This is a genomic window from Gammaproteobacteria bacterium, from assembly GCA_009845905.1.
Lineage (GTDB): Bacteria > Pseudomonadota > Gammaproteobacteria > Steroidobacterales > Foliamicaceae > Foliamicus.
Window position 1 is genome coordinate 166,240 of record VXYS01000006.1, and the last position, 20,997, is coordinate 187,236.

At 60.1% G+C, this 20,997-nt stretch carries 15 protein-coding genes and 2 tRNA genes; 11 read left to right on the forward strand and 6 right to left on the reverse strand.

The features are described 5' to 3' along the window. Positions 1–43 precede the first annotated feature (43 nt). From F4036_06300 to F4036_06310, 3 genes are all read left to right on the forward strand, one after another. Positions 44–2,479 (forward strand): endopeptidase La, encoded by a 2,436-nt coding sequence (locus tag F4036_06300; protein ID MYK37353.1) that lies wholly within the window; start codon positions 44–46, stop codon positions 2,477–2,479. 135 nt (positions 2,480–2,614) lie between these two features. After that, on the forward strand, positions 2,615–3,520 hold the full coding sequence (locus tag F4036_06305) for an ester cyclase (protein ID MYK37354.1): 906 nt from the start codon (positions 2,615–2,617) through the stop codon (positions 3,518–3,520). After that, positions 3,517–4,338, forward strand: a complete 822-nt coding sequence (locus F4036_06310; GenBank protein ID MYK37355.1) for a phytanoyl-CoA dioxygenase family protein — start codon at positions 3,517–3,519, stop codon at positions 4,336–4,338. Before F4036_06305 ends, F4036_06310 begins: the two co-directional genes overlap by 4 nt. A 71-nt stretch (positions 4,339–4,409) precedes the next feature. Here F4036_06310 and F4036_06315 read toward each other — a convergent pair whose 3' ends face one another. The 5 genes from F4036_06315 to F4036_06335 all read right to left on the reverse strand — a co-directional run bounded on the left by F4036_06315 (position 4,410) and on the right by F4036_06335 (position 10,322). Next, complete coding sequence (locus F4036_06315; GenBank protein ID MYK37356.1) at positions 4,410–6,017, reverse strand: sodium/solute symporter; 1,608 nt, start codon at positions 6,015–6,017, stop codon at positions 4,410–4,412. Between the two features lie 66 nt (positions 6,018–6,083). Beyond that, the gene (locus F4036_06320; protein MYK37357.1) at positions 6,084–7,055 is read right to left on the reverse strand and encodes an ester cyclase; all 972 of its coding nucleotides are present in this window, start codon (positions 7,053–7,055) and stop codon (positions 6,084–6,086) included. Next, entirely contained in the window at positions 6,596–7,603 is a 1,008-nt protein-coding gene (locus tag F4036_06325; protein ID MYK37358.1) for a HupE/UreJ family protein, read from the reverse strand. Before F4036_06325 ends, F4036_06320 begins: the two co-directional genes overlap by 460 nt. Further along, entirely contained in the window at positions 7,600–8,526 is a 927-nt protein-coding gene (locus tag F4036_06330; GenBank protein MYK37359.1) for a peptidyl-prolyl cis-trans isomerase, read from the reverse strand. The genes F4036_06325 and F4036_06330 overlap by 4 nt, the downstream gene beginning before the upstream one ends. Beyond that, a complete protein-coding gene (locus tag F4036_06335; protein MYK37360.1) occupies positions 8,523–10,322 on the reverse strand; it encodes a DUF3604 domain-containing protein in 1,800 nt (599 codons plus the stop codon). The genes F4036_06330 and F4036_06335 overlap by 4 nt, the downstream gene beginning before the upstream one ends. Before the next feature lie 343 nt (positions 10,323–10,665). Between F4036_06335 and F4036_06340 the strand changes: the two genes are divergently transcribed. From F4036_06340 to F4036_06375, 8 genes are all read left to right on the forward strand, one after another. Then, the gene (locus F4036_06340) at positions 10,666–13,035 is read left to right on the forward strand and encodes a TonB-dependent receptor (GenBank protein MYK37361.1); all 2,370 of its coding nucleotides are present in this window, start codon (positions 10,666–10,668) and stop codon (positions 13,033–13,035) included. Positions 13,036–13,142: 107 nt separating this feature from the next. Further along, complete coding sequence (locus F4036_06345; protein ID MYK37362.1) at positions 13,143–15,392, forward strand: arylsulfatase; 2,250 nt, start codon at positions 13,143–13,145, stop codon at positions 15,390–15,392. A gap of 367 nt (positions 15,393–15,759) precedes the next feature. After that, positions 15,760–16,032 (forward strand): HU family DNA-binding protein, encoded by a 273-nt coding sequence (locus tag F4036_06350; GenBank protein MYK37363.1) that lies wholly within the window; start codon positions 15,760–15,762, stop codon positions 16,030–16,032. Positions 16,033–16,103: 71 nt separating this feature from the next. Next, a tRNA-Val gene (locus F4036_06355) sits at positions 16,104–16,176 on the forward strand. Positions 16,177–16,180: 4 nt separating this feature from the next. Next, positions 16,181–16,257: transfer RNA gene (locus tag F4036_06360), tRNA-Asp, on the forward strand. Between the two features lie 35 nt (positions 16,258–16,292). Beyond that, a complete protein-coding gene (locus F4036_06365) occupies positions 16,293–18,191 on the forward strand; it encodes a hypothetical protein (protein MYK37364.1) in 1,899 nt (632 codons plus the stop codon). 14 nt (positions 18,192–18,205) lie between these two features. After that, positions 18,206–19,501, forward strand: a complete 1,296-nt coding sequence (locus F4036_06370; protein MYK37365.1) for a dicarboxylate/amino acid:cation symporter — start codon at positions 18,206–18,208, stop codon at positions 19,499–19,501. Further along, a complete protein-coding gene (locus F4036_06375; protein ID MYK37366.1) occupies positions 19,498–20,058 on the forward strand; it encodes a nitroreductase in 561 nt (186 codons plus the stop codon). Before F4036_06370 ends, F4036_06375 begins: the two co-directional genes overlap by 4 nt. Positions 20,059–20,061: 3 nt before the next feature. Here F4036_06375 and F4036_06380 read toward each other — a convergent pair whose 3' ends face one another. Next, positions 20,062–20,844, reverse strand: a complete 783-nt coding sequence (locus F4036_06380) for an enoyl-ACP reductase (GenBank protein ID MYK37367.1) — start codon at positions 20,842–20,844, stop codon at positions 20,062–20,064. Positions 20,845–20,997 lie beyond the last annotated feature (153 nt).

The window sequence follows — 20,997 nt, forward strand, 5'->3', positions numbered from 1 at the left end:
GGGTTGGGTTTGGCGCCGACCAGCCCCATATCGAGGTAACACCATGAGCGACGACACCAGCACAGACCTGGCCGTGCCCCGCCGATTGGCAGTCCTGCCGCTGCGCGACGTGGTCGTGTACCCGCACATGGTCGTTCCGCTGTTCGTGGGACGCAAGCCCTCGATCCTGGCGCTGGAAAACGCGATGGCCGTGGGCAAGGAGATCCTGCTGGTCGCGCAGCGGAAGCCGGAAGTGGACGAACCGCAGGCGCGCGACATCTACCGGGTGGGCACGCTGGCGACCGTGCTGCAGATGATGAAGATGCCGGACAACACGGTGAAGGTGATGGTCCAGGGCGTCCTGCGCGCGCGCCTCAGTTCGCTCAAGTCAGGCAAATTCTTCAGCGCGGAGTTCGAGACCATCTCGGAAGAGGCCGCGGGCAAGGACAAGCCCGACGAAATGGAAGCGCTGCGCCGCTCGCTGCTGAGCCAGTTCGAGTCGTACGTGAAGCTGCACAAGAACGTTCCGCCCGAAGCGCTGGCCGGCGTGTCGGGGCTGGACGACACCGGCAGGCTGGCCGACACCATCGCCGCGCACATGCAGCTTGCGCTCGAGAAGAAGCAGGTCGTGCTTGAGACCGGCGATCCGGGCAAGCGCATGGAATACCTGGTGGGCCTCATGGGCAGCGAGATCGACATGCTCAAGATCGAGCGCAAGATTCGCGGCCGCGTGAAGACGCAAATGGAGAAGAGCCAGCGCGAGTACTACCTGAACGAGCAGATGAAGGCCATCCAGAAGGAGCTGGGCGAGCTCGACGAGGCGCCGGACGAGATTACCTCGCTGGAAAAGGGGATCAAGGAAGCCGGCATGACCAAGGAGGCCCAGGAAAAGGCCATGACCGAACTGGGCAAGCTCAAGATGATGGCGCCGATGTCGGCCGAGGCCACCGTGGTGCGCAACTACCTGGACTGGCTGCTGAAGGTGCCCTGGAAGAAGCAGCGCCGGACCAACGGCGACCTGGCCCGGGCCGAACGGATCCTGGAAGAGGACCATTACGGGCTGGAGAAGATCAAGGAGCGAATCCTCGAGTACCTGGCCGTGCAGAAACGCGTCCGGTCGCTTAAGGGGCCCATCCTGTGCCTGGTCGGTCCTCCCGGCGTCGGCAAGACGTCGCTGGGCCGTTCGATCGCCAGGGCCACCAACCGCTCCTTCGTGCGCATGTCGCTGGGCGGCGTGCGCGACGAGGCGGAGATACGCGGCCACCGCCGCACCTATATCGGCGCGCTGCCGGGCAAGATCATCCAGAACCTGGCGCGGTCGGGCGTGCGCAACCCGCTGTTCCTGTTCGACGAGGTGGACAAGATGTCCATGGACTTTCGCGGCGACCCGTCCTCGGCGCTGCTGGAGGTGCTCGATCCGGAACAGAATTCCACCTTCAACGACCACTACCTGGAAGTCGATTTCGATCTGTCGCGCGTGATGTTCGTCTGTACGGCCAACACGCTGGCCATACCGCCGCCGCTGCTGGACCGAATGGAAGTTCTGAGGATTCCCGGCTACACCGAGGACGAGAAACTGGCCATCGCGCGCAATTACCTGATCGCCAAGCAGATGAAGAACAACGGCGTGCGCAAGGACGAGCTCCGCTTCACGGTCGGCGGCCTGCGCAACATCATTCGCCACTACACCCGCGAGGCCGGAGTGCGCAACCTGGAGCGCGAGATCGCCCGGGTGTGCCGCAAGGTCGTCAAGCGGCAGTTGCTGCGCCCCTCGCCGAAAGAAATCTGCATTGGCCCACGCCAGCTCGAGCCGTACCTGGGCGTGCGCAAGTTCCGCTACGGCCGCGCCGAAAACCAGAACCGGGTGGGCCAGGCCCAGGGCCTGGCGTGGACGGAGGTGGGCGGCGAGCTGCTGCGCATCGAGGCCTCGGTCTCGCCGGGCAAGGGCAAGCTGACGCTGACCGGCAAGCTGGGCGACGTCATGCAGGAATCGATCCAGGCCGCGCTGACCGTCGTTCGGGCGCGGGCCGCCTCGCTGGGGCTGGACCCGGGCTTCCAGTCCGAACTGGATCTGCACGTGCACGTCCCGGAAGGCGCCACGCCCAAGGACGGCCCCAGCGCCGGAATCGGCATGTGCACCGCCCTGGTGTCGGCGCTGACCGGCATCCCGGTGCGTGCCGACGTCGCCATGACCGGCGAAATAACGCTGGGCGGCGAGGTACTGCCGGTTGGCGGGCTGAAGGAAAAACTGCTGGCCGCGCACCGGGGCGGCATCGAGCGCGTCCTGATTCCGGAGGAGTGCGTGAAGGACCTGGCCGAGATCCCGGCCAACGTCAAGCGCAGCCTGGATATCCGGTCGGTGCGCTGGATCGACGAAGTGCTGGAACACGCCCTGGAGAGCATGCCCGGGGTCCCCGCTTCCGTTGCCGACGATCAGGCCGCCGCGGCGACTTCAACACCCGCTGCTCCGCCCCCGCCGGATCATCCGCGCCCCCACTGAGCCTGCACGCCGCGCAAGTACGGACTGTCCGCAAGCTAGAGCTTCTGACGCTGCTCCATGACCGACCATCGAGACCTGATCTCGAAATCGCTGAATCGGTTATTTAAGCAACCTGACGATGAACTCGCCAGGTTCATGCGCTCGTTCGTTCGGCCGGACGTGGTTTGGGATGCCTGCTTTCCGCTCAATTGCCTGAACGGCATCGATGCCGTCATGGACGAGTTCGTGACTCCCATTCGCCGTTCCCTTCACGGTGTGCGCCGTCGCGACGAGATATTCATAGGGAGCAGGAATCCGCACGACGGTTGCGAATGGATCGCGTCCCTTACCCACTATGTCGGCAATTTCAATGCGCCTCTGTTCGGTATCCCTCCAAACAACCGGCTGGTGCTGCTGCGATCGGGCGAGTTCTACCGTGTCGATGACGGCCGCATCGGCGAAGCGAAGCTGATCCTCGACCTGGTCGACCTGTTGCGACAGACGGGACAGTCGCCCATCCCCCATGTCCTGGGCAACGAAATGCTCTACCCGGGCCCGGCAACGCATGACGGCGTGCTGCCGGGCAATCGCGATCGCGGCGAAACCAGCATGCAACTCGTCAACGCAATGCTTGCCGACCTGCATGAATACGATCCGGAAACGTTCTCCTCGGCCAACCAGACCGGTATCAACGGCTATTGGCACGAAGACATGCTTTGGTACGGCCCGGGCGGGATCGGGTCCAATTACCGATGGGCAGGATTCCTGAAAGATCACAGGATTCCATTTCTGACCGCGTTTCCCGATCGCGAGGGAGGCGACAGATTCTGCGAGTTCGGTGACGGTGACTATGCCGTTGTTGGCGGTTGGCCGGCGATGACGATGACCCACAGGGGCGAATACCTGGGCGTCGAGCCGACCGGAAGGAAACTCACTCTGCGGGTTATGGACTTCTACCGTTGCGCGGACGGCAAGATCGCCGAGAACTGGGTGCTGCTGGACTACATGGACCTGCTGGACCAGATGGGCGTCGACGTTTTGGCGCAGGTCCGGAGGTCATGACGTCATCGAATTTCCTGCCGAAACCAACCTCCGATCGGTCGCAGATGAGCGCCGATCTGGCGGAGCATGGCTATTGCCTCGTTGCCGACGCGCTGCCTGAATCACAGCTGACTAGCTTGCAGGCGGCAGTTGATCGCACCGCCGGCGAGGACATCGCCGGCGGACATCCATTCGTGGACGAGGGCGGCGCCAACCAGCGTTTGTGGCAGCTCCTCAATCGGGGCGCGGAGTTTGTCGAACTGGCCGAGCATCCGTTGGCGCTTGACCTTGCAGGCGAACTGCTCGGCAATCGAACGGCCTACGGGATCGAGAACGACGGGCTGCCCCAGTTCCTCCTGTCCAGCCTGACCGCGAACATCGCGGGTTACGGCGGGACGCCGATGCTCATGCACTGCGATCAGGGCTACGTGCATGAACCGTGGCCCGACTACCCGATCGTCTGCAACGGCGGCTGGCTGCTGGACGACTTCCGGGCAGAAAACGGCGCCACACTGGCCATTCCGGGGAGCCACAAGCTGAATCGCAATCCGGCGCCCGGTGAAGAGAAGCGCGCCATACCCATTGAGGCGCCGGCGGGGACCCTGTTCTTCTTTGACGGCCGGCTGTGGCACGGAACCGGGTCCAATCGAGCGAGGACCCTGCGACGGGGAATATTCAGCTATTTCTGTCAACCCTGGATTCGCACCCAGGAGAACCATACTGCCTCGCTCGATCCCGAGGTCGCGGAGAACGCTTCACCTGTGCTGCGACGTCTGGTCGGCCTCGACGCGTACGGGATATCGGTGGGGATGATCAACGGACTTCCGCCGTCCCGTTAGTCTCGCCGGTGACGGGTTCGCCCTTGCCGGTCGAGGATTCAGGCAGGATTGGAGTTCTCGTCCAATCGCGCTCAAATCAGTGCGTTGAAGAAGTAAAGCCCGATCATCCACAGCACGAAGAAGCCGAACAGAACGTAGCTCATCGTGTCGATTCGTCCTGGCACGACGTACCAACCGTCATTCTTCTCCTTCAGGTTCTGGTCACGGAATTTCTTCAGCTGACCGGGAACGCTGAACGGGTGCCATTCCTCCTGACGGCCGTCGAGAATCAGGCTTGCTGTCCATGACACCGCGATATTGGCGGCGGCGCCGATCAGGCAGTACCACGGCCAGGCAATGTCCGTCGTGCCCGCGATCGTCCAGACGGCGATAAAACTGGCAACCACGCCAACCAGAAGGCCCCGTTCGGTCGTGTGCTTGGAAAAGAAACCCATCCCGTACATGGCGAGTTTCGCGCCCACGAAGTAGGACCCGACCTGGCTCAGGACCTCGAGAATGGAACCCTCCGTTCTGGAAAACAAAACGGCCGGCACGATGATGATGATCGCCCACATCAGGGTGAACCAGCGTGTCGCCTTCAGGTAATGAACCTCGGACTCGTCTTTCCTGAAATATTTCTGGTAGAAGTCCACGGTTGTGACGGTCGACATCGAATTGAACGAGGAGTCCAGCGTCGACATGGATGCCGCCATGACTGCCGCGGCGATGATTCCCATCAGTCCCGGCAGCCCGTATTCGGAAGCGAACTGCAGAATTATCGTGTTGCCGTTCTCGAACTCTCTGCCGTCGTAGTACGCATAAAACAGAATACCGAGAAAGACAAAGCTGAAATAGATGAACGGCGAAGCGAATCCCATCATCAGATACGACTTCTTTGCGTCACCGATATTCTTGGCGGCCAACGCACGTTGCGCCATCATCTGGTTCACGCCGTAAACGGTAACGTGATAAATCGTCATCGCGACGACGCCGGCCCACACTGTCGTGGTGTGCGAAAGGTCGAAATCGAAATGCAGGGGGTTGGTCATGCCTTGCGCCTTGAGCGCAACCAGCGTGTCGTTCAGCGATCCCGGCATTTGCTGAACCAGGGCGTAGAAAATGATTCCCGCGCCAACGAAGAGAATGACCGCCTGGATCACGTCGGTCCAGATGACGGCCGTGATGCCGCCCAGGGTTGTGTAGATCAGCGCAATCACCGTCACGATCACGATGGCGTAGATAACGTCGATGCCGGTGATGAACTGCAGCACGAGCGACGTTGCGTAGAGAATCGCCGCCGCGCCGATGCCGTGAGATACAAGAAATATGCCGGATATGGTCGAACGGGATTTTGAACCGAAGCGGCTCTCCTGGTATTCGTAGATGGATGCGCAGCCGCTGTTGTAGAAGAACGGCAGGAACAGCGTGATCACGATGATGATCACGAGTGGATAATTCATGTGAATCATCGCGACGGACATGCCGTCGGTATAGGACCACGCCGGCGCGCCGAGAAACGACAATGCGCTGACATAGGTTGCGACGACCGATATTCCTATTGCCCACCAGGGTGTCGTGCGCCGCCCCAGGTAAAAATCTTCGGCGGTTGCGACACGTTTGCTCAGAATGAAACCAAGCAAAAGGTTGGCCAGAACGTAGACGATCAGAATCGTCCAGTTGAGCATTCCAAATTCGGGCATCAACTGTTCTCCCGGCGTGCCTGCGTGGCCGACTCCAGCTTCAAGACCCGGGCGCCCCGGTCCTGTTCAAGAATCCTGCCTGCGTTTATCGAGTATGGTCTCAACGCCCATTTGCGCCAATACTCCAAGGTTGTCGACCATCACCCAGTTTTCCGACAGCTTGCCGTCTCGAACCAGCCAAAAGTCCGAATAACGCATCGTGATCTTCTTCCCGGTGGGTGGTACGCCAAGCCACTCACCCCGGTGGTGAGCAGTCAGCACGCCGGTAGCCGACACCCAGGAATCATTTGCAACCTGTATTTCGTCCTTTACATGGTAATCCGGAAACGCGGTATAGAAGGGCAGCAAGACCTTGTATCGAAAACCATCGAGGCCATGTACGTCACCAAATCCGGGCGGGCCATGCCAAATCATGTCCTCATGCCAGAACGCATCCTGGCCTGCCAGGTCTTGTGCATTCAAAGCCACGTAAAGGCGTTTGATAAGGTCAAGATTGTATTCCGCGCTCACTGCCTGTCTCCCGTTTTGATCAATTGATTGTCCGGATGGCCAGGCGCGGAAAACCGAAGGATCGGCATCTAGCCCAGGCCGATCTGAGAGTACGACCAGTACGCTGCCGTTACTCCGACAACATATACCGAAGTCACGCCGGCCGTGTTCCTGACCACCGCCGGAAGCGATCGTAATGAATAGGCGATTGACAACGCCAGAACAATGACAAGAGCCTGTCCCAGCTCCACGCCGATATTGAACGACAGCAGTGCTTGAACCGTTGCGAACCGAGGTAGTCCGGCTTCGCCGAGAGCTGACGCAAATCCGAGTCCGTGCAGTAGTCCAAATGCGGACGCCAGCCAGAAAGGATGACGCCTCGGCAGCGTCGGCGTTCTTCTTGATCTCAAGACTTCGGCCGCCAGGATTGCGACGCTGAGAGTGATCAGGATCTCGACAAATCTGATCGGTACACCAATGTAACCCAGCGCCGCAAGCGTCAGCGTGATCGAGTGAGCCGCCGTGAACCCGGTTACCGCGATCAGACAATGCTTGATCGTTCGGCACAGGAATAGCAGGCAAATCACAAACGCGAGATGATCAACTCCGGCCAGGACGTGTGTAATTCCAAACTTGAGAAACTCCAGACTGACCGTAGATGTCGTCGGACGCATCGGTACGGTCACAATGTTCTTGCCTGGTTCCGACAGAACGGTAGCGGAGTCACCGACGCTCCAGGTGATCCTCAGAAGCGTTGACAACGACGGGTTTCCAAGCGGGTAGTCGACCTCTATCCGGCGTTGGCTCAATCCACCGGGGCAAAAAATGGTTTGTGTCGAGCCCGCTCTTATCGAAACAAAACCATTGTTGCGGCTATTCCGTTGCTCGCAACCGGAAGGGAAATAGACGGTCGGCAAACTCTCAAAAGCGACCGTAGGGGGCGCGTATACGCTCGCGATGTAATGTCCGATGTCGGTTTGATCCAGCCCGATCACCAACGGCCTGCCGTCGTGAGCAGATGCAATCGAAGGGGGTTCGAGAAGGATGACGAAAAGAATGGTCGCGAGCCGGCCGAAACGGCGATCAAGGATGGTCATGGAGGCATACCGGGAACAACAGGCTCCTGATTCCGTAGCCTGACGCGCACGTCGTATTTTTCAACAATCCTGTCAATTCTCGTTTCAGTTTCCAGAACACTGCGTTCGTGAGCCATGTCGGCGAGCAACTTGTCCTTGATCTTCGACAATGAAGGGGTGTATCCATCACGCCTCTCAAGTACGAAAACCAGGTGAACGCCATGATCCGAATCGATCGGGCCGAACCATTGATCAAGATGTCGGCTCCCGTCAAACACCTGATCGGCGAATGAGCTGCCGAAATCCGCCGTGACCTCGCCAATGGTTCGATCGGCGAAATTGGCGCCATACAAAAAGTCGTCGCCAAAGCGAGTTGCGTAATCCGCGGGTGCGTTCTCGTTCGTCAGTGAACCGAGTAATTCGGTCAACCGGGCCCGGGCGCCGTCCGGACGACCTCCGAATGTCCTCAGGAATACATGCGTAAATGTAATGCTCGGCTGTACAAAGTAGTCATCCTTATGCCGGTCATAGAACGCGGTCAGAGCATCTGGATCTACGGGGGAGTCTCCGTCACCGAGCCCGCGAACCGCAAATTCGAGTGAGCCCACGAGTCGCTGTCGGATCGCGTAGTCGTGATCCTGTATGCCCAGCCGAATCGCCTCTCTGTAAAGCGCCTCCTCCCGGGCGCTCTGATTGATGACCTCCTCACGTTCCGGATCGCTCAATCCATGGAAAAATCTTTTTGCCTGATCGGCGTCAAAGGTGCGATTTCGAAATTGGATGTATCTCAGAACAGACTGTTCGTCAACGACTATGATGTTTTGACCAAAACCCAGGTTTCGATCCATGGGTGTCGACCCCAGAAGAAGGTAAACGGCAAATCCGGCGACGACAAAGTGGGTCAGAGGATCTCTCAGCGCCTTGTTCAGCAAGTCGCGGATCAAGGGGTATACCAGATGGGTGACGAATACGCTCGTTCCTGGATCGTGGCCGGACGCTTTGTCTCCGCCGGGTCGATTCGCAATGCAATCGCGTCATGCAGGGAGTGTCGAGGTGTGGGAATCTCCAACACGCGCACATAGTAGAAGGCCGGCTGAGAGTGGTTGAATTCCGGGTCGGTCCAAACGACGGAAAGGTTCGGTGCGCCAATAGTGTTGGCGTACCGGCCGGTAGCGAGGTCAACGGTATTGCCCACAGGCTCCGGGCTCCCCTTGCGATCGACACTCCGGCCATGCGACCACGCGACATCGTAAACACGTTCATGGCTATCTCCGTGGTCATCAACCCAGCCCTTGACGATTTGCACCCTGTCCAGGTTGGCTCCGACCGGGTCTTTGATCGCTCGAATCAAAAAGGTCGGACGGAGAGGTTGCCCGTTCCTCACCGGAGCGGCAAGGAGGTCTCCGCCCATCGGGACGCCCAGGTCGTAACCGACATCAAACAGTGAAGTTTGCTCTGCATGTTCCGGCACGAACGACCAGCCGGCAAAGAACTGAAGCCGAATGCGAGTTCCGGTTGTAGCGTAAACCTCTTTCCGCTTGAGTGCGGCTACGATTTCTTCTCGCGAATTGCCTCTTGTCCAAACCGCGGTAAGCCCGGACGCCGAGTACTGCCAGCCTCTCCAATCGGCGATCCCCGGCCACAGCGGCGTGTCCTTCAAAGCCGGGATGGAATCCGTACCAAACTTGCCCTGAAAGTCATCTTCACCTGACCCGGTCAGGCCGGTATGGGAATCGGTCGCGCCCGACAGGCCGAATTTGTAGGGATTGGCGCCGATTGTTTTTTGGAATTCGAGGCCGCGGCGCAGCCCGGAGCGCGCAAACGAGCCGGCCGCCACTTCGCGTTCACGTGTCGAATATTGACTGGCTGTTGCGCCAAACTTCTCAAATGCAGCGAATTCGTCGGTAGCCGAAAGCACCGGGTCTGCCTCGGAATCGCCCTTGACCTGAGTGACCTCAATCACGGGTTCCCAACGCATACGGCGTTGCGCATACGCTGCATCGATGGCGGAGCCGTCACTCGCACCGAGAGGAAATGCAGTACCCCTGGAGAGGTTCGGGTTGTGTGGAATGGCCACAAAATCCATGTCCTCCTTCTTCGACGTTTCTTCAAGCCAGTTCCAGAGGTCCTCGGGTGATCCGTAGGTGCATATTCCTTCACCCCTGCATTCCAGGGCGCTGAGCGGTGTAATGGCTCTTGCCTTGTCGCCGCCGGCGGAAGTGAGCACGACTCGATGCTGCGTCAACCCTGGACTTGCCGTCCACTCCCACCCAATCAGCGTCGTGAATTCACCGGGGGAATAGTGGTCTTCCGCTGCATCGATTATTTCTTCCCAGGCATCGAAATTGAAGGCGTCCGTATACATCGGGGAGGGCAGGTGCGACCAGGTCGGCAGCATGAGTTCGGTAATCCTGTCTTCAACCTGGTCCGTCCCATCCTCCTCCAGCACCATCTCGATCAATTCCCGGGCGGCTTTCGGATCCTTCAGAATCACCGAAGGAACCTCGCCCAGCCACTCCGCGTGATCCGTTACGGCAAGGAAATCGAGGGGGCGCGATATTCGAATCCGTGATTTCGTGTAAGGATGAACAACGGGAAAACCCTTCGCGTATCGATACGCAAGGTCCGGAGTAATCGAACGATTCCTGAACTGATACGCATCGGAAGACAAGGACGAATGAAGGTGAGTATCGCCCCAGAGCAGCTTCATCTCCCCGGCATGGACGTCAGCGGCGATCATCGCGGTCAGGCCGATGAAAACGGCGAAGCGGGTCTGCACCGTTCTGCTCACTTGCCTGAATTGCAATGGCATCTGAAGGGTCTCTTTTTGGTGCGGACGCAAGTAGTAATTCATCATCATAAGGCAGTTTTACAAATCGTTACAACGCTCCGCAAGTTGCAGGCCGGGCCTGTTCGAGAGTCCTGATTTTCCGGCTCGATTCATTGACTCCCAAGTCGTGAGTACGTATGCTCAGGCAACGCGAACCCGAATTACGCGGGCGGGGATTTGTGCACGGGGAAAGGATCAAATCGCATCCGCCGATTCGGGTCAGCAAACATCCCCAAGACCGAAGGTGGACACGATGGTCATCAATACCGAAGGCACAGTTGCCAAACGAGGCGCAGCCGCACTTTTCCTGAGTGTGTTTTTTGCGTCAACTTCATACGCGCAGATCGAAGAGATTGTCGTCACCGCACAGAAGCGTTCTGAATTGGTGCAGGATATGGGCCTGTCCATCCAGGCTTTCGACCAGGAAGCGTTGAGTCTTGCCGGCGTCACCGACGTGACGCGCCTGAACGAAGCAGTGGCGGGTGTCAGTTTCGGGCGAATCGGTAACGATGCCAAGATTGCACTCCGCGGCGCCAACGCCAACAACACGTTCGCCGACAACTCGGCAATTGTCGGTATGTTCGTGGATGGTGTTTACAAGCCCCGGGCATCGCAGCAAAGCCGCGCATTCTTTGATGTAGACCGCCTCGAGGTGCTCAAGGGTCCCCAGGGTACGTTGTACGGCCGAAACACGCTTGCGGGCGCGATCAATCTGATCACAAACGCCCCGGACATCGATGCAGGGACCAGCGGAAACATGGAGATCGGGTTCGCGCGTTTCGAGGCGATGAGAGCGACGGGTTTCGTCAATGTACCAGTGAGCGACGAGCTCGCGTTCCGGTTTGCCGCACTTTATGAAACCAGTGACGGCTGGATCGAGAACAGTGCCGGGCAAAACCTCGGCGCGGATGACGATCTTTCCATACGAGCGTCAGCGCTGTGGGAACCGAGCGCCACGTTCAGCGCGCTGTTGCGAGTCACGACGATCACCGAAAACGGCACGATTCCGATGATTTTTGGTGGTCCCGGGATTTGCAGACCTGTAACCGCGAATGGCCTGACCGATCCTCGTGGTCCGAATATTGACTGCGCGAATGCACGCAGAGGATCGAATGGCGTACCCGGCGACTTCAATGCGGTCGGCCCGTACGATATCAGTCAGGACTATTCTCCCGATGGCGACCTTGATCAGGACAATCTCACACTCACGCTTTCGTGGAGCCTTGATTCCTTTGACATCAAGTCGATCACTTCCTGGACCGACTACTCTTCGCTGTTCGGCGACGATGGAGACCACAGCCCGACTCCTTTCGAGCGATTCTGGTGGGAGGAGAACATAGAATCCATGACCCAGGAGTTGACGATCAGCTCGACCGGTGATGGTCGCGCTCAGTGGACCGGCGGCTTGTACTATTCGAATGACGAGAGCTTCATGCAGTTCTCATTCCTGAGACACACCAGGGATGATCCTTCCGTGAGGGTCCAGGCTCCGGACGGGAATGGAACCCTGACGACGGTTTTGACCGGCACCCCCGTAATGGATCCGACAACAACCTACAACGGAATGTTCGCAAGAGCTCGCCAGTTCGAAATCGATACGACCGGTGTTTTTGGCCAGGTGGAGTTCAGCGTTACCGATCAGTTCCGACTGGTAGCGGGCCTTCGTTACAACGAGGAGGACAAGTCGATTTCCGACGGAAGCAATTTCAACGGGGGAATCGCCGTCAGCCTGCCGTCGGCATCCGCTGCGATTGTTGATGACCCGACCGGCGTATTCGTGTTTACGGCGGCGAATGCACCGAACCACAACTCCGAAACATTTGACGAAGTAACGTGGCGAGCCGGTTTCGAGTACGACGTCAGTGACTTATCGATGCTCTATGCCGCAGCGTCAACGGGGTTTCTGTCCGGCGCATTGGATGCCGGCAACATACTGGAACAGCAGGAATCAACCGCTTACGAGATCGGCTGGAAGTCCACCTTGATGGACAACAGGTTGCAACTGAATGTAGCGGCATACTTCAACGAATATGAGAATCTCGCCACGCAATTTCAGGAAACACTCCCCAGCGGATTGGTTGTGACGTATTCGGCCAATGGCGGCAATATCGAAGCCCGAGGGCTTGATATCGAACTGCTGGCCAATCCGGTGGACAATCTCAACCTGTCGGCCAATGTGGCGTTCCTTAACGCAGAGTACGGTGTGTTCGGCACCAGCAACCCATTCCAGGTATTTAACGGGGTTCCCCAGGGATTCATAACTCTCGATGGCGAAACACCCCCATGGTCGCCGGACATCACGATAAAGCTTGGTGGGAACTACGAGTTTGATCTCGGACAATATGGAACTCTCGTTCCATCCGTGCACTTCTCGTATTCGGATGACTACAACACCAGCAGCTTCAATGTTGATTTTCCCACGGCTATTCAGGACGCGTACACGAAGACAGACTTGCGCGTCAATTGGTTGTCGCCTGACGGGAGTTTCGGCCTGGAAGCGTATGTTGAAAACATCGAAGACGAAGCTATTCTCCAGCGGGTCACCATCAGTGGTGAGGACGCGCTTCCTTCGAACTTCGGTTATCCGCGAAACTTTGGCGTCAAGATCAAATACCGCTTCTGACAATCGGCGACAGGCCATAGTGCGAGACATAGCCCGGCGGGGTAGCGCCCGGTCACGGGGGGCCGGCCGAATGTACTCGGGCGACAGACAGTCGACAGGGTGAGACCATGCCAGTCACCAGACGGAAATTTCTGCTTTCAACCGCCGCGGCATCTGCCGCGACCGGGCTGTCCGGGACCTTCGCGACGGCATCGGAAGACGAGGCGCCCCGTTCCGTGCGCGACGCGAACTGGCGAAGCCGGGCATTGCCCAAGGCGCCCAACATCGTCATTGCCGTTCTGGACGACGTAGGCTTTTCGGATCTTGGTTGCTATGGATCCGAACTCGATACATCGTGCTTCGACAGTCTGGCAGAAGCAGGAATCCGGTTCAACAATTTTCATGTAACCGCCCTGTGCTCCCCAACGCGGGCATGTCTGCTGACCGGCAGGAACGCGCATGCCGTGGGTGTGGGAAATATTGCGGAGTGGGGACGAGCGGATCACGACAGTTACAAGGGCTGGATTCGTCAGGATGCAGTGACGCTTCCGGAGGCATTGAGAGAGCTTGGCTACAGAACGTCAGCCTGCGGAAAGTGGCACCTGTCGATGTTGCACGATCAGAACGGAACAGGGCCATTCGACCACTGGCCCACCGGCAGGGGCTTCGACAAATGGTATGGATTCCATGGTTCCGCGGTCGACCATTTCCATCCCGAGATGTTCGAGAATACGACGGCGGCGTACCCGGACAAGAGCGACAACTATCATTTGAGCGAGGACCTGGTCGATCGGTCGATTCAATATATAAAGAACCACCTCGTTTCGTCTTCGGACAGACCCTTCTTCCACTTTCTGTCATTCGGCGCCACCCATTTTCCGCTGCACGTTCCCGACGACTACCTGCAACGACGTCGCGGAGATTACGACATGGGGTGGGATGTAATTCGCGAGGCGCGATTCCGCCGTCAGAAGGAGATCGGAATTATCCCTCCCGAGACCCGGCTGGCGCCACGCAACCCCACCGGAACACCCTGGGCCGGCCTGACTGAAGATCAGCAACGGTATGCGGCGCGAGGCCAGGAAGTCTACGCCGCGTTCCTCGAGCATACGGATGACCAGCTGCAGCGCCTGGTGGACTTTCTGAAGGCGGAGGGCCAGTTCGACGACACGATCTTCCTGTTGCTGTCGGACAACGGAGCCACATACGGCGGGGGCCTCGTTGGCCTTACCGACGTCCGCAGATCCGCGTATCTGGGTGAGGAACCGTTCGCTGAAGTGCTTGCGAATATCGACCTGCTCGGCACGGAAGCCTCGCAATGCGAATACGCGGAAGGGTGGGCGCAAGCGAGCAATACCCCGCTGAAATGGTACAAAGCCGATACGTTCGAGGGCGGCATACGCGCACCTCTGATTGTCAGCTGGCCCAACGGCGACATTCCGGCCGGCGAGATTCGCGATCAGTATCACCATGCCATTGACGTTCTGCCGACGCTCCTCAATATGATCAACGGGGACATGCCCGACAAGGTTGATGGTCAAACGCCGTTGTCGATACAGGGCGAGAGTTTTGCCTACGCTCTTGACCATGCGGAAGCACCGACGACGAAGAAGGTCCAGTACTTCGAGACACTGGGTGACCGCGCCATTTGGGCTGACGGCTGGAAAGCGGTCACCCGTCACAGGAGCGGCACGTCCTTCGATGAGGACGTCTGGGAGCTCTACCACGCGTCGGAAGATTTCTCGGAGACGAACGAACTCTCGGAGCAGTACCCGGACAAGCTAAAGGAGCTCGTCGAAATCTGGCGCGTCGAGGCCGAGCGCTATGGCGTGCTCCCCCTCGAAGACGATACGCTTAAGCTGTACCAGAACTCGGTGCCGCAGCCGCGCGCAACGTACGTTTTCTATCCCGGGATGATCCGGCTCGATCGCTTGAGTGCGCCGGACATCTACGAGTTCAACTCGCAAATGAGCGCCCGGGTCACGCTGCGCGACAATCGTGCCAACGGCGTCATTCTTGCATCCGGGGACAGCGGCGGCGGTTACGAGTGGTTCATGCGCGACGGCTACGTCCACTTCGTGTACGTCTATACGCGTAATGCCATATACAGAGCCCGATCGCAGCGCTGCGTTCCGGAAGGCGAGCATGTGCTTGGGGTGAGGATCGTCAAGACCGGCGCGAGCCAGGGCCGCTGTACGCTGCTGCTCGACGACGATTCGATTGGTGAATTGGCGCTCGACGAAATGTGGCCGATCTACTTCGCGAATTCAGGTCTGCGCTGTGGCGAAAACCGGCACGCGCCGATCAGCCGGGAGTATGAACCGCCCTTCGTCTTCGACCACGAATTGCATCGCGTGATCGTGGACGTGGATATCTGATCGACACCCGGTCAATCTGACGGGTCAGACGAGGTTACGCGATTCCTGGCTCGTTTGCGGGCTTGTTTCGTCAGGTTCGCCATGGAATTTGCCGAGTTTAGCGCATCTTCCTCAGGGCCGTTCGGGCCTGTTTTTTTGCAGGCGCGGCGTGCGTTTGCCGTAAAGAGAATGTAATATTGCGGCGGCCTGGGGATTAGTACATAATTCCCAGCCATCCGGGAATTTTTCCCGGTTTTTGGGATGATATGGCGGCATCGGAGGTTTTGGGTGCCGCTATACCAATTTTGGGGGTGGATTTCATAGTCCTTTAGACACCGCCAGTGCCTATCGAACCGGTAAATCCGGGCGAAAACCTACGGAGAATTGCATGAACAAACGGGAACTTACGGATGCTGTGGCGTCGGCTGCGGATCTTGCGAAAGCGGACGCGGCGCGTGCCGTGGATGCGGTTTTAGGGGCCATTAGCGGTGCCTTGGGACAGGGAGACTCGGTATCTCTGGTCGGTTTCGGGACCTTCAGCGTCAAGCATCGCGCCGCACGGCAAGGACGCAATCCCCGTACCGGAGAGACGATACAAATCGCCGCGACCTCGGTTCCCGGATTCAAGGCAGGTCGTGCCCTGAGGGATGCCGTAAACTAACCACCTCCAGCTTTCGGGGCTTGCCCCCGTTCAGCTGTTGCGGCGAGTTCCGCGAGGGTAATGGCGCCGGCGGGTGCTTAGCTCAGTTGGGAGAGCGTCGCTCTTACACGGCGAAGGTCGGGGGTTCAAGCCCCTCAGCACCCATAGCGGAGTGGTAGTTCAGATGGTTAGAATACCGGGCTGTCAATCCGGTGGTCGCGGGTTCGAGTCCCGTCCACTCCGCCACTTACCCTCGTCCTGAGGAGGATTGGCGCGCTCCGATGCTCCAGGTAATCCGTGACCGTCTCAGCGGCTGGGTTGCCGGCATCATCTTCGGCGTAATCGGGCTTGCGCTGGTGCTGACTTTCGGCACCATGCGGGGCAATGTGGGCATGTCCAGCACGGCCGTAGCCAGCGTGGACGGCGTGGAAATCGGCCAGGCCGAGTTCCTGCGCACGCTGGACGAGGAACAGATCAGGCTCCGCGAACAGTTCGGCGAAGCGCTCCCCGAGGAGTTCGAGCAGGAGCTTCGCGCGCTCGTACTCGACGACATGATCGACGTGCGCATGATGCAGGCGCATGCCGAAGAGCGCGGCTTTACGACCAGCAACGCGCGGCTGGCGAGCGTGATTCAGAGTATTCCCGCATTTCTCGACCGCGGGGAGTTTTCAGTCGATTTGTACCGCAGCGCCCTGGCCAATATCGGCGAGTCGCCGTCCTGGTTCGAATATCAGCAGCGGGGACTGATGACTCAGCAGCAGTTCTACCGGAGCATCGCCGAGAGCGCCTTCTTTACGCCGGTGGACTTTCGTTTCTACATTGAACTGGTGCAGGAGAGCCGGGCGGTTCGCGGCCTGTTCGTTTCTCCGGAGGCTTTCCGCGCCGGTGTGGCCGTGACCGACGAACAGGTAAGCGAGTATTACGGGCAGAACGCCTCCGGCTTCTGGACGCGCGAATACCTGGACCTGGAATACATCGAAATCGATGCCGCGAGCCTGCCGGGACAGCAAGAGATCACCGAGCAGGACGCCCTGGAATGGTACGAGCAGAATCGCGACCAGTTCGTAAGCCCATTGCAGCGCCAGTCCAGTCACATCCTGTTGGCGGCCAGCCCGGAAGGGGACGACGAAGTGCTGGCCCGCGCCAACGAGCTTGTCGCCCGGCTGGAGGCCGGGGAAGATTTTGCCGCCCTGGCCGGGGAATTTTCCGAGGATCCCGGTTCCGCCTCGCTCGGCGGGGACCTGGGATGGAACGAACGCGGCGTGTTGGTTCCGGAATTCGAGGAAGCGCTTTTCGGACTTGAGGAAGTCGGCCAATACACGGCGCCGGTGCAAACGCAGTTCGGCTATCACATCATTCGCCTGGACGGTTTGCGCGGAGGAGACATTGCGCCGTTCGAGGACGCCAGGGAGGACGTGCTGGCGGACCTGCAGGAGCGCCGGAGCCGGACGGGCTTTTACGACCTGGCCGACCGGCTGGCCGACATGGCGCTGGAGAGCGAGGACGGACTCGCCTGGATCGCCGAGGAACTCGAGCTGCCGCTGACGACCATCGAGAACTTCACCCGCGAGGGCGCCGGAGAGTTTGCCGGCAACCGGCGCGTGATCGACGCGGCCTACGGCGAGACCGTGCTGGACCGCGGCGAGAACTCGCGGATACTGCAGCTGGGTCCCGAGCGGGCGATCGTCCTGCGCGCCGCCCGTCATCAGCCTTCGGAGCAGCAGCCGCTGGAGGAAGTGGCGGATCGCATTCGGGAGATACTCGTCAGCGACGCGGCCGCGGAGGCCGCCGCGGCCCGGGGAGCGGAGTTGCTGGAGCGGCGCCAGGCCGGTGACGAACTTCCGGAACTGGCGGGAGACGAGGGCGTGGAGTTTTTCGACGAGCAGGAAATGCGCAGGGATTCGGCCGGCTTCCCCTCGGAACTGCTGAATGCCATTTTCGCCGCCGCGCCCGGACATTCCGCCGAGGGCCTCAGGCTGCTGGACGGCCGTTACGCGCTGTTTGAGGTCTCCGAGGTATTTCCGGGGCGTCCGGAAACGATTCCCCGGGATCAGCGCGACGAAGTCAAGGCCGACCTGGAAGACCGCGAGGGGTTGATGGAATTCGACGCCTATCGCGCCAGCGTGCGCGACAGGGCCAGCGTCTGGATTGCGCCCGAAACGCTGGAAGAAGCGCCGTGAGCCAATGGAATCCGTTGCGCTGGCCCCTGTACGCGCAGATTTTCGCGGGGATCTTGCTGGGCGTGATCGCCGGGCTGATCAGCGGCGACACTGCCGAATTGGTCGCCGGCGTAACCTACGACTCGATTTACGACTACATCGGCACGCTGTTTCTCAATGCGCTGAAAATGCTGATCGTGCCGCTGATCGCCACGTCGATCATTTCCGGCGTGGCCAGCCTGGGCGGCCCCGGCACGCTGGGCCGGCTGGGCGGGAAGACGCTTCTCTATTACCTGGCCACATCCACGATCGCCGTGCTGGTGGGTCTGACCGTCGTGAACCTGGTGAAGCCGGGCATCCTGAACGGGGTCGCCGTGGGCGGGCTTCTGGATTTCGAGACCAATTCGGAGCTGGTGGCCTCGCGGGTGGCGGGCGCCGAGGGCGGCGTTGCGGAAGTGTTTCTGCGGATGTTTCCGCCGAACATCGTCATGGCGGCCGCCGAGGGCCAGATGCTCGGCGTCATCGTTTTCTGCATCCTGTTCGGCTACTTCCTTTCCCAACTTGTGAAGGAGCGACGCCAGCAGGTCACGAGTTTCGTGCAGGCCTGCTTCGAGGCGATGATGGGGGTCACCCGGTTTGTCATGCGGTTTGCCCCGATTGGGGTCTTCGGGCTCGTCGCTTCGGTCGTGGCGGATGTCGGATTGGGCGCGGCCAGGCCGCTGGTGGTCTTCTCGATCACCGTGCTGGCGGCCCTGGCGATTCATTTCCTCGTGGTGATGCCGCTGATACTGCTGTTCGTGGCGCGCGTGAACCCGCTACGCCAGTATCGGGCGATGGCGCCGGCTCTGCTGACCGCGTTTTCGACGGCCTCATCTTCCGCGACGCTTCCGATCACGATGCGCTGCGTGGAGGACAATGCGAAAGTTTCCAGCCGCACGACGGGTTTCGTTCTGCCGCTGGGCGCAACCGTCAATATGGACGGCACCGCGCTGTATGAGTGCGTTGCCGTGATGTTCATCGCCCAGGCCTACGGTCTGGAAATAGGCTTCGGCGTGCAATTCACGATTGTCTTCGCCGCGCTGCTCACGTCGATCGGCGTGGCCGGCGTTCCCGCGGCTTCATTCGTCGCGATCGCGGTGATCCTCGGGGCGGTGGGCCTGCCGGTGGAGGCGATCGGCGTCCTGTTCGTATTTGACCGGATTCTCGATATGTCGCGCACCGCCGTGAACGTATTCGGAGACAGTTGCGGCGCGGTGACGATCGCCCGGCTGGAGGGCGAGAGCGGCGTGCTGGGCGAGGCGAGCCGGCAGCGCGGCCGCGATGAAGAGTGAGTGACTCTCGGCAACCGGGCCTGCGCCTGGTGCGCGAGCGGCGCACGGTCGCCCTTTTCAAGCCCGAGCCGCCGCCGCGCGAACTGCTGATGGCGGCCGTGGATGCAGCGCGCTGGGCCCCCAACCATCATCTGACCGAACCCTGGCGGTTCTTCCTGCTGGGCGCCGCTACCGTGGACGCCATGGTCGAGATCGCCGGTGAACTCACTCTTGCCAAGCGCGGCGCCGGTGCGGCGAAGAAGAGGCGCCAGCTCATGGAGGCGGTGCCGCACTGGATGGCGGTGACCTGCCGCCGCACGGAAGACGCTTTCCGCGAGCGCGAGGACTACGCCGCCTGCTGTTGCGCGATACAGAATTTCATGCTGTGCCTGTGGGAGGGCGGCGTCGCGTGCAAGTGGAGCACGGGGGCGGTTACGCGGGACGAACGGTTCTACGAACTGCTCGGTGTGAGCCCGGAGGATGAAATGGTCGTTGGTCTTTTCTCGATCGGCTACCCGCGGATCATTCCCGAGCAGAAGCGCCGGCCGGTCGGCGAAATCCTCACCGAACTCGACTAGGGGCTACTCGGGGAAGGACAAGCCGACGGCGCCCATGCCGGCGTCGACCTGAAGCACGACGCCGGTAATGCCGGACGCCATCTCCGAGCACAGGAACACGGCGGCGTTGCCCACTTCGTCAAGCGTCACGTTGCGCCTGAGCGGGGCTGAAGCTTCGTAGTGGTGCAGCATCTTGCGGAAGTTCGGAATGCCGGCGGCCGACAGCGTCTTGACCGGCCCCGGCGAAAGCGCGTTGACGCGTATGCCCTTCTTGCCCAGGTCCATGGCCAGGGCGCGGGTTACCGCCTCCAGGCTGGCCTTGGCGGGACCCATGACGTTGTAGTTCTGCACGGCCCGGCTAGAGCCCGAATACGACAGGGTCAAGAGCGACCCGCCGTGGGCCATCAGGGGCGTCGCGGCGCGCGCCAGCGCGGCGAAGCTGTAGGCGGAAATGTCGTGGGAAATCCGGAAGCCGTCCCGCGACACGCTGTCGGCAAAGTCGCCCTTGAGGTTGTCGCCGGGTGCAAAGGCGATCGAATGAACCAGGATATCGAGATTCGGCCAGGATTCCTGCAACTGCGCAAAGGCTTTCGCGATCGATTCGTCGCTGCTGACGTCCATCCCGAGGCAGAAAGGCGCATCGACTTCCGGCGCGAAGGCTTCGGCGCGCTCGAGCATCCTTCCCGGCAGCGCGCTCAGGGCGACCTCCGCGCCCTCGCGGCGGAAACTCCGGGCTATGCCCCAGGCAATAGAGCGCTTGCTCGCGATGCCGGCGACCAGCGCCCGCTTTCCCTCCAGAATCGGCATGGCGCGATTCTACAGGCACAGCGCCCTGCAACTCCTGCTGCTCGCGGGGTTTCTTGCCAGTGCTATCCGGGAGACGCATGAATCCATCCATGGAGCTTTGTTCCGCCATCCCTGGCTCACAAACTCCCGGATAGCACTGGCAAGAAACCCCGC